Annotated in this window: 9 protein-coding genes, 1 tRNA gene and 2 pseudogenes; 9 read left to right on the top strand and 3 right to left on the bottom strand. The window is 36.2% G+C overall.

Features of this window, described 5'->3' with window-relative positions; all coding sequences use genetic code 11:
* The first annotated feature begins 139 nt into the window (after positions 1 to 139).
* A complete protein-coding gene (locus ACFINI_RS08955) occupies positions 140 to 670 on the top strand; it encodes a helix-turn-helix domain-containing protein (protein ID WP_375647881.1) in 531 nt (176 codons plus the stop codon).
* A gap of 86 nt (positions 671 to 756) precedes the next feature.
* Positions 757 to 1,275, top strand: a complete 519-nt coding sequence (locus tag ACFINI_RS08950) for a helix-turn-helix domain-containing protein (RefSeq protein WP_375647876.1) — start codon at positions 757 to 759, stop codon at positions 1,273 to 1,275.
* A gap of 1,589 nt (positions 1,276 to 2,864) precedes the next feature.
* Here the strand turns inward: ACFINI_RS08950 and ACFINI_RS08945 are convergent.
* From ACFINI_RS08945 to ilvA, 3 genes are all read right to left on the bottom strand, one after another.
* A complete protein-coding gene (locus ACFINI_RS08945) occupies positions 2,865 to 4,247 on the bottom strand; it encodes a DEAD/DEAH box helicase (RefSeq protein WP_375638317.1) in 1,383 nt (460 codons plus the stop codon).
* 290 nt (positions 4,248 to 4,537) lie between these two features.
* Complete coding sequence (locus tag ACFINI_RS08940; protein ID WP_375638347.1) at positions 4,538 to 5,068, bottom strand: hypothetical protein; 531 nt, start codon at positions 5,066 to 5,068, stop codon at positions 4,538 to 4,540.
* 35 nt (positions 5,069 to 5,103) lie between these two features.
* On the bottom strand, positions 5,104 to 6,381 hold the full coding sequence (ilvA, locus tag ACFINI_RS08935) for a threonine ammonia-lyase IlvA (protein WP_375647871.1): 1,278 nt from the start codon (positions 6,379 to 6,381) through the stop codon (positions 5,104 to 5,106).
* A 146-nt stretch (positions 6,382 to 6,527) separates the two neighbouring features.
* Between ilvA and ACFINI_RS08930 the strand changes: the two genes are divergently transcribed.
* The 7 genes and pseudogenes from ACFINI_RS08930 to ACFINI_RS08900 all read left to right on the top strand — a co-directional run bounded on the left by ACFINI_RS08930 (position 6,528) and on the right by ACFINI_RS08900 (position 9,731).
* Positions 6,528 to 6,613: transfer RNA gene (locus ACFINI_RS08930), tRNA-Leu, on the top strand.
* A 222-nt stretch (positions 6,614 to 6,835) separates the two neighbouring features.
* Positions 6,836 to 7,114 (top strand): hypothetical protein, encoded by a 279-nt coding sequence (locus ACFINI_RS08925; RefSeq protein WP_375647865.1) that lies wholly within the window; start codon positions 6,836 to 6,838, stop codon positions 7,112 to 7,114.
* 26 nt (positions 7,115 to 7,140) lie between these two features.
* Positions 7,141 to 7,455 (top strand): annotated as a pseudogene (locus ACFINI_RS08920) (hypothetical protein).
* Between the two features lie 198 nt (positions 7,456 to 7,653).
* Entirely contained in the window at positions 7,654 to 7,899 is a 246-nt protein-coding gene (locus ACFINI_RS08915; protein ID WP_375640990.1) for a hypothetical protein, read from the top strand.
* Positions 7,900 to 8,155: 256 nt separating this feature from the next.
* A complete protein-coding gene (locus tag ACFINI_RS08910; protein WP_375647859.1) occupies positions 8,156 to 8,569 on the top strand; it encodes a hypothetical protein in 414 nt (137 codons plus the stop codon).
* Between the two features lie 468 nt (positions 8,570 to 9,037).
* A pseudogene (locus ACFINI_RS08905) lies at positions 9,038 to 9,350 on the top strand (hypothetical protein).
* Positions 9,351 to 9,512: 162 nt separating this feature from the next.
* Entirely contained in the window at positions 9,513 to 9,731 is a 219-nt protein-coding gene (locus ACFINI_RS08900; RefSeq protein WP_375647852.1) for an antitoxin, read from the top strand.
* The last annotated feature ends 464 nt before the right edge of the window (positions 9,732 to 10,195 follow it).

Here is a 10,195-nt window from a genome sequence, read left to right as displayed (position 1 = left end):
GCTTCAAACGGATGCTCCCACATCCGTTTTTTGTGGGGTTAATTGTAAAATATCTGCCCTCTATATCGGGCGGTAATAATAGGTATATGCCAAATATCTGTCTTTGTAAACAGTTTTTTGTCATTTGGAGTGATTTTTTTTGGCACGCCCTGAAAAAGAACCTAAAACAGAACTTGCAAAACGCCTACGTGAAGTACGACGAATGCTCGGAAACGAAGAACGGGGCATTTTTGCGCAACGCCTTAATTTACAACGCACTACTCTTGCCAATTATGAAATCGGAGTACACGAGCCAACATCCTCAGCAATTAACGCCTATCATAGAGTCTATAACATTAACCCCCATTGGCTCGTTACGGGTGAAGGTGAAATGTTTACAGACATGGCAAAAGCGAAAGCAGCTGGTTTTAAACCACAAACTATCCCTGCTGGACTCATGAAAAAACTTGGTCGCATAGCTTATACAACTTATCGCGATGCAAATATAAAACTCCCCCCTGAAGATATAGCGGAATTAGCGGCAGAGCTTTGTATAAAGTTGCAAGAGCTTGTTCAAGACATCAACGACACGGAAGAAGTAGAAGCGACTTTCCCTCTTCTTAAAATTCATTTAAAGCGTCAAATAGAGGCTGAAAAAGAACACTCCAAAGCTGCACAAAATACGGCTTAATGCTACTCTAAAATGAATGGGGGAATCTCTTTACGTTTTAAAATCCCGTAACTTAAAACAAACCTAAATATGAATAAGGAGCATTTTTGGCACGCCCTAAAAAAGAACCTAAAACAGAACTAGCAAAGCGGCTATGTGAAGTGCGACGCGCCCTTGGTTTCACGGAGCGCAAGCAATTTGCTGAACATCTTGCAGCACCTGAAAGTACTATGTGTAATTATGAAACTGGCTTGCGAGAACCACCTGTATCAATGTTGGTAATTTACAAAAATGTTTGCGGTATATCTGTGGAATGGCTAGCTACAGGTGAAGGCGAAATGTTTAGTGACATGGCAAAGGCGAAAGCAGCAGGTTTTAAAGCACCAACCATACCTGCTGGTCTCATGAAAAAGCTTGGTCGCATAGCTTATACAACCTATCGCGATGCAAATATAAAGATCCCTCCTGAAGATATAGCGGAACTCGCGGCGGAACTTTATGGAAAACTGCAAGAGCTTGTTCAAGATATCAACGACACGGAAGAAGTAGAGCTTATTTTACCTCTTCTAAAACTGCATTTAAAGCGTCAAATAGAAGCTGAAAATGCGCATTCAGAAACTAAATAAGATACGCCTTAATGCCTCTCTAAAATGAAAAATGAAAGTGGAAATCTTTTTACATTAAAAAATTTATATAAATTATTGATAAAAAATGCTTTTTACTCAATTTTTAGAGATTTCCACGTATATATGGAAATCTTTTTTGCTTTTTTGGTTATTTTTGGCTGATTTTGACGTCAATTGAACTTTTGGAGTGATTTTTTTCACAGGGTCTTCAAAGGCGGTTTTCTGGGCTTTCACAGACTTTTCAAAATTTTTCACAGGGGTTTCACAGACCTTTCAAAGCCTTCTCTCATTTTTACCATAAAAACGCACTTTTTTCTGATTTTCGCTCTTTTTAGCTCTTTTTTACAATTTTAGGTGTCAAAATCTATTTTGACAAAACGCGCATTTAATGCTAAATTTTATACATAAAAACAACAAATTAACACGTATTCCTACCTAATCCCACCTCTTCCCACTTAGTATAAAACCTAGTGTCAAACTACAATCAGCAATGAATCGGTCTCATATATTTTTTTCCAAAGAAAGAATGATTTGTACTCAATAAAGAAATTAAACTTAAAAACCTGCTCATGAAGCAATTATTTTGAAAAATGAAAGAAACAAAAATCAAGGTCATATATTATCTCCATACACCCCACATAACCTCCTCCCCATCCTAAAAGCAAAAAAACATAAAACAAGTCTGTAAACACTCCGACGTCTTATCTAACAGGTTATTTCTCCTGCTAACCACTTCAACGCTTTACAAACAACCTTGCCTTGTTCACCACACTGTCATAAAACATTTAATACATAAAATCTTATAGGCTTTATATCCCCCAAATACTTTATATCCCACAAATAATAGTTTTACAGTAAAAACCAAGATAACGAGCTAAATTGTTAAGAATCCTGAGAAAGCCTTCAGAAATCATGACATTCTCGCTATTGTATTATGCAGTCACATGCTTTTTTAAAGAGATATCTCTTAAATCCGCCAAGACTCTTTCACAATGACACCCGTAAATGGTATAAAATGAAATCGATTGATCAGCCTCATCTTTATTTATAATAAAAGCCATACCATCGTACTATTTTCCAACTCTCAATCTCAGCAATCCCCCATTGCCTTGGAAAGAGTTTAATAAAAATTATTTTATTTATTTTTCAAATGATTATCTATATGACAACTCCACACATAACGTGCAAGCGAATACTTTTGATTGATCCGCATAAATAACTTCAAAATGAAAAAAATACGATATAATGAATTATTCAATATATAAAACAATGAGTTATTATTAGACATCAATTTTTAAAATTAAAAGTTATCATTAAAAATAAAACACATCCTTTATAAAAATAGTTTTATATAAATAAAATCTACTTTTATTCCCATTTAAAAAAATAGGAATAAAGCAAATAAATAATTGCCTCTACAATAAAGATTTTTAATAAATCGAAAAAGTTAGAAGTTTTCATTTCTAAAAAATGAAAACCTCTAAAGGATCTTCTTACTTTGACAAGAGTATTTTATAGCTCTTTTCAATTGAGAATAAATCAACAAAAGTAAAAAATCTCCAGTACATGATCTTTTTTCAAGACTTTATCTAAGCAGCCCTCTTAACTGATTTTCGAAAACGAAGAGGCTTTGCACGCTTTACTACTGTTTTTGCTTTTTTATGCCTCTCATTTTGAGGTGAAGAATTCTTCCGCTGCAACTGTGCGGTATCATCTTTTCGACCTAAAAACTGTTTTTGACGTTTAGATTTTTTAAAACGGCGTTCCTTATCGTTTTCTTTTTCTTTACTTTCTCGTACAATTGGCTTTTCTGGAAACGCTGCAAATTGTTCTGGAACAGCCTCAGCCACCAATTTCATACGAATCAAGCGCTCTATAGCACACAGGCGGGACCTTTCTACCTTCTCATCAAAAAGCGTAAGTGCTACACCAGATGCGCCATTACGTCCTGTACGACCAATACGATGTACATAACTTTCAGCTTCATCTGGTAAGTCGTAATTAATAACGTGGCTTATCCCTGGTATATCAATACCGCGTGCAGCAATATCTGTTGCCACTAGGATCTGCACAGATCTTTCACGAAAAGCTTTTAAAGCAGACTGGCGAGCACCTTGTGATTTATTTCCATGAATTGTTGCGACTAAATATCCTACCTTTTCTAAACTACGTGTGACAGCATCTGCCCCATGTTTAGTTCGAGTAAAAACAATAACCGAATCAAAAGCTGGATTTGTCAAAAGTTTACTTAAAACATTCTTTTTTTCATTCGTAGGAACACAATATAATTTTTGGCAAATCTCTACAGCCGTAGTACCTTGAGGAACAACTTCAATTTTAACCGGATCATTGAGTAAACATTTTGCAAGCACAGCAATTTCCCTCGGCATTGTTGCAGAAAAGAGTGCTGTCTGACGCTCTTGATGCAAAAGCTTTGCAATTTGCTTAACATCATGAATAAAACCCATATCCAACATACGATCTGCTTCATCCAAAATCAAAAAACGAGATTGGGAAAGATCAACACACTTTTCACGAACAAGATCTCTCAAACGCCCTGGAGTCGCTATCAAAACATCCACACCTGCTTCCATACGTTTAATTTGTTTTAAACGTGATACGCCCCCAAAAATAAGACATGTTGAAAGATGTGCTCCTTTCGCCGCAGTGCAAATCGTTTCATCAATCTGAACAGCAAGTTCACGCGTTGGAGCTAAAATCAAAGCGCGTGCAGTTTTAGGGCAGCGTTTATCACCTAAAGCCAAAATCTGACTTAAAATAGGCAAACTAAATGCCAAGGTTTTTCCAGAACCTGTCTGAGCAACACCTAAAATATCGTGTCCTTTCAACATAACTGGAATAGCTTGTTCTTGTATAGGTTTAGGTTTACTCATCCCAGCAATGAGTAAATTTTTAATCAAAAGAGTAGGCAAACCTAACTTTGTAAAAACATTTTCTTCTTTTATAGGCAAAATAAAATCTTTCCTTAGCTGAAGAACTCAAAAGAAGTAACCATCTGAACTCTCCACTCAAGAATCCGCGCAAGAGAAATCCCTGACATTTTAAATGAAGCAACGCCTAAAAAGCGGCTTGCGCAACTCATGAACACCTTGAAATCAAGATAAAGGCGTATAAACTTCACTTTACAAAAAGCCAACAAACCAGCCTAAATGCCTTCATCTCTATTATCTTTGGATTATGATAAAAAAGCAAGAACTTTACGAAATACATTTATCATGAATAAAAACAATATTTAGATCGTTTACTTTTTGATGATTGTGTCCATCGGTAAATGTACCTTGATAAAATCAGGATAAATCTCGAGAAAAACTGGATTTTGTAAAGTTTTTTGACCGCCATAAATTAAATACCATTGTGTTTTATCAAAAATCGCCAAAGTTTTATATTGAATGATGCGATCTTTCATCTCAAGAACTGTTGGAATTAAAGCATACAAAGTACCGTTATCAGTTTGTAAATACTCTATATTTTCTTTATCTAAATAATAAGCACCAGAAGGCACCCCCTCAAATTTCTTATGCAACTGTTGAAGAAAATCACTACGTAAAGCACTCTCTGTTGTATTCAATCGATGTGCCATCTCTTTATAAAGCCGCTCAGGCATATAACGAGAAATGGGCATAAAATCCCCATTTTTTATAGCATTATTGACATCAACAACGACTCTTGAAAGTTCATCTTTTTGTACTATTGTTGGCTGAGATGCTAAACTCTGTTGATTAACAATCAAAAAGAAAAATAGACTCAGCACCGAATAAAAAATAGGTTTCATCATTATACTTCTTGTTTTAGTAAAATTTCAGTTTCTCAAATAACAAAATCAAATAACGTTTGATCATCAGTAATATCACGATAACGCCAACCTAACGCTTGAAATTTTTCCTCTAAAAGACAAAAATTACCGTATTTTTTTGTTTCAATCGCAACCAATACAGAACCAAAGTTTCTCGCTGACTTTTTAAGATATTCAAAACGTACGATATCATCATCTGGTGATAATGTGGAAAGAAAATGACGCAATGCACCAGGATGTTGCGGAAAACTAAAAATAAAATATTTTCTCAACCCTTCGAAACGTAAAGAACGCTCTTTAATTTCTGGCAAACGCTCAAAATCAAAATTACCTCCTGAAATAACGAGAAGAATTTTTTTCCCCTTTAACTCTTGAGGAGGAATACTGTTAAGCGCATCAATCGATAAAGCACCAGCCGGTTCAAGAACCACACCTTCAACATTAAGCATTTCAACCATCGTAGAACAAACGCGGTTTTCAGGAACCGTAATGACAGAATCAGGGGGAAATTGCTTTAGAATTGTATAGTTTAGAGCACCAATTTCAGCCACAGCAGCACCATCTACAAAAGTGTCAATGCTTTCAAGCTTGACGCGTTTTCCACTCTCCAAACAAGCAAGCAAACTTGCAGCTCTTTGCGGCTCAACAAAACGAAGCTTTGTTTTCCAACCATATTCATGTAAAAACTTGCTCACTCCACTTGCCAAACCACCACCCCCTACCGGCACAATCATCAAATCTGGCTCACTTTCTCCATTGAGTTTTTTCCATTGTAAAGCTGCTTCACAAAGCACTGTTGCCTGCCCTGTAATAATGCGAATATCATCGAAAGGTGGAGCCATTACACCACCGCTCTCTACGACAAAGGATTGCGCAGCTTCATAACATTGATCAAATGTTTCACCAACCAAACGAATATCAATGAATTCTTTACCAAAAATACGTGTTTTTTCAATTTTTTGTTGTGGCGTTGTCATAGGCATGAAAATCACGCCTTTACGTTTAAAATAACGACAAACAAAAGAAACCCCTTGCGCGTGATTCCCCGCTGAAGCACAAACAAATGCAGAATCTGGTGATATACAGCTAAGCATTTCTGAAACAAAATTGAAAGCACCACGAATCTTATAAGACCGCACCGGTGTTAAATCTTCACGCTTTAAATAAATTTCTGCATCATACTTTTGACTAAGAAAATCATTTCTTTGAAGTGGTGTTTCAGCAAACACGTGATGCAATCCCACCATAGCTTTTGTGACGTCTTGAATAAATTGACTCATAACACTAATCATTTCATACTTTATTTACATTATAAAAGCTTTTTCTATCGATAAAGGAAACTATTGTCAGTCAAAATTTCACTAAAAAATGAAAAATGTTTCTTTTGTCATTAATTCTTGATTCAATAAAAGATATAGCTTATGAGAGAAATCACATCGCGGACGTGATGAAAACGGTAAACATAGCAGACTTAAAATCTGCCGGTCGAAGACCTTGCGGGTTCAAGTCCCGCCGTCCGCACCAGATTATCTTAATCTCTCTTATTTTCCAATGATTTATTAAAAATCAAAAAAAATTAAAGCACCTTCTAAACCACCTTTCGTAACTTTATTATAACGCTATAAGACGGCACCGCGGTGGTACTAAAATACGAATCATTGCTACTTTTTGAGGTACCTTTTTAGCACTTTGACCTCCTCCTCGTCTTTATAGGATGGAGAGGCAATCAATATTGCTAATTTGGGATTGGCTTATACCCTTCATGACTCTTTTAAAACGACGCAAAAGCTCAGAAAAGAGATAAATGCAAAAGACAAAATAATAGATAAAGAAGCTGAAATAATACGTGCACAAAAAGATGTGATTCAAAAACAAGAAGAGTTAATTCGAAAATCAACTGCTTCTAAGATTATTTTTCCTCGAATGGCAGTAAAAAATTGGCCCAAAAGTAGTTTCAAGTACTTTCTCACGACCATTTTTTCAAGACAGGCAATCACAACACGCTCTGTCATAGCGCATATATAAATACGCAACAGCCTTCATGGAGGAAGATGATCATCAATACACAAACCGTTCTCTGCCTTGATCTAGATCTAAGACAGGCTGGGCGATTTCTCGTGTAGACAGCAGTATAACAAGTGGCACTTGTCAATTTTGAATTTTTTCGTTTTAAAGGCGATAGTATGCGCTATTTGCGTTTTCAGCAATGGCTTACAAAAATGAAGATCACAACAGATAAAGTCAATGTCTCACAAGAAGAGATGATTAAGACGGTGTGTGCAAAAGAATACAATCCAAAAGATGACAACGAAGCAAATGCTTTAGCAATTTTATATTTAGTTAAAGAAGGGAATGCGCATGTCTAATGCAATGCCATGGATAAGATTCCTTTTGAATGACTGGAACAGTGAGATAGATGGAATGACATGAGAACAAAGAGGCATTTATATAACGCTTTTCATTCGCATGTATGACAAAAAAGCACCAATTAAAACAGATTTTGAAATGCTTGCCCGCGCTTGCAATTGCTCGCAAAAAAGTTTGCAACTATTGTCGAATATCTCATGAAGAATGATAAACTTCTTGAGAAAGATAATGGTTTGTCGAATACGCGCATTGAAGAAGAGCTAAAAGATTTTACTGATAAAAAAGTGCACATATCGCAAATTCATAGTGAGGCTGGAAAAAAGGTGTACAATAAAAAACGCTATAAAAAACATTTTAATGATTTTGCTGAAGCAAACGCTAAGCAAAATCAAGCTATAAAGAACCAGAATAAGAATATATATAAACTAAAACTATCATTTTAGCAAAAAAACTGCTTCTGAAAATTTAGAAACAAACGAACAGGTTGACGAACCAACATAGGTTGCTGCTGTTGAGACCACATCAGAGCAAATCGAAACGGGTGTAGAAAACCAACCTTTCATTCACGAGCAAGAGAACATTACGAAAAAAGCTAAACGGGTTAGAAATGACAGTGGCTGTCGTACCCCTGATGATTTCGAACCTGTTTATGATTTCGCAATCGAAGAGGGATTGCCTCCAGAGCGTGTCAAAGCCGAAATGGCAAAATTTCGAGATTATTGGAAAGCTAGAACAGGCAAAGATGCACGCAAAACGGATTGGAAAGCAACGTGGCGCAACTGGGTGCAAAAAGCTATCGAGGATTTAGAGAACGGAAAAAACTATGGAAATCACTCTCAAAGGCAAAAAAACGTTGGTGAACGCATCTCAGACAGCATCCTTGATATCAGGCCTCGAGGTTACTTTGAAACACATTCACGAGATGATAGCTCTGGAGTTTCCTTTAGTTTTGAAAAGTGGCAAGCATTGACACAACAGCAGGAAGCGATTGCCTTAGATGCTTATGATCAATTGCAAGAGCTGTTTGCAATAAAAGTGAGTAAAGAGGACATAGCCAAGGCAATTCGGATGCTTTCGGTGTGGTTTAAAAATTTCGCAACAGACAGATCATGAAGATATGGCGCTTACCTATGGAATGGTTTTGGAAAGTGTTTCTGCGTAGTCACTCATAAAAACGGTTAAACGGATTTTATGCGATGAGGTAGAAGGTTTATCGGATACGTTTTTCCAAGCACTCGTGAGTTAGTAAAATTATGTCGTGATTTGGAAAATAGTCTTTTGACAAAAACCAATCTTGTACACTAGGCTGTTTTGAACACCCGTGAAAAAAGGCTGAAAGAAAAGGCAATGAGAGAGAATTCAAGACCACTCACGTTGGTTGAAAAGCAAGTGAAAAACATTGCAGGTTAGCAAACTAGTGAAAATTTCTAATCGTTTTTTGATTGGATGTGCATTTAAATCGACAAAATGGCACCGTACAGAGTGATTTAAAGATTTTATGATAAAAAACCTATCATATAAAACGCTCTGTACGGTCAAATTTGAGGCAAATAGACAAATTTGTAAAATTAGGATTAAAGCATGTTCATTTTAAAACATCTATTCTTAAAAAACCGTAAACAACCCATGCGAAAGAGGTTTGTTGCAACGGCAGTGGGTATGTCCCATGGGGGATGGGACAGAGGAGTATTTTTACAACCTCTACGAATACGAAGACGGTACAAAAGAGTGTGAAAAGTTTGATGGTGATCAGTATTACAAAACACCTAAAAATGCGGATTTTAGTACCAAAGCGCAAGTAAAAGCATGGGTTTACGGTAGTGATATTCCGAAAAGCATTCTCAATTACGAACCTCTTATAGACGAAGATCAACAGAGAGATAAAAAATATTGACTTTATTCAGAGTATATTGCGTATTGCTCTAAATGCGCTTCATAAGCATTTACACAAAAGCATAAAAAGCTATTGAATCATGGGCTTTATGTTATATTTTTATATAATATTATAGAGGGCATTTTATGCACAACAAAATTACGTAAAGTTGGAGGATCCGTTATGCTCTCTATACCGCCTGCATTGTTTGATGTTCTTCATTTTACTGAAAATATGCAAGTGGGTTTGGCTATTGATAATGGACAATTGGTTGAGAAACCAAAGATATCGCAAAATTACACTCTTGAAGAATTGTTAGCCCAATGTAATCCTTCGGACGATTTTGCGGATAAAGATGTAGAGTGGTTTGATGCTAAGCTTGTTGGCAGAGAGCTCTTGTAATGAAGCGGGGTAAAATTTGGTTTGTATCGCTTGACCCAACCTCTGTCTATGAGAAAAAGTAACGCGTCCTGTACTGATTGTGTCACCGGAGGCGTTTAATCGTTTAACAAAACACCCATTGTTTTGCCCATTACGAGTGGAGAAAATTTTGCTAGAACAGCAGATTTTGCTATTTCATTGGTGGGAACAGGGCTGCATACAACAGGTGTGATACGCTGCGACCAACCGCCATACTTTAGATATAGTAGCGCGTAATGGGCGAAGTCTTAGCAAGGTTATCAACATTTCTTACTTGAATTTTTTCTACACTTTTTAATGTTTAAAAACACCAACTTTAGGTAAAAAGTAAAAAAGCATAAGATCATGATTTTTTCTGCTGACAATCAGCTAATCAATTTTTCACAGAATAAAAATCAATAATTGACTAATTATGTCATTAATTATGACTCAAAAGGAGCGAAGAT

Origin of the sequence: Bartonella sp. AA56HLJMS (genome assembly GCF_042197145.1) — a bacterium.
Classification (GTDB): domain Bacteria; phylum Pseudomonadota; class Alphaproteobacteria; order Rhizobiales; family Rhizobiaceae; genus Bartonella.
This window is presented reverse-complemented; position numbering and strand designations above follow the sequence as displayed.

Excerpts from the sequence above, each read along its gene's own strand:
- ACFINI_RS08940 (WP_375638347.1), bottom strand. The coding sequence starts at position 5,068 with ATGAAACCTATTTTTTATTCGGTGCTGAGTCTATTTTTCTTTTTGATT.
- ilvA (WP_375647871.1), bottom strand. The coding sequence starts at position 6,381 with ATGATTAGTGTTATGAGTCAATTTATTCAAGACGTCACAAAAGCTATG.
- ACFINI_RS08915 (WP_375640990.1), top strand. The coding sequence starts at position 7,654 with ATGAAGAATGATAAACTTCTTGAGAAAGATAATGGTTTGTCGAATACG.
- ACFINI_RS08910 (WP_375647859.1), top strand. The coding sequence starts at position 8,156 with ATGGCAAAATTTCGAGATTATTGGAAAGCTAGAACAGGCAAAGATGCA.
- ACFINI_RS08900 (WP_375647852.1), top strand. The coding sequence starts at position 9,513 with ATGCTCTCTATACCGCCTGCATTGTTTGATGTTCTTCATTTTACTGAA.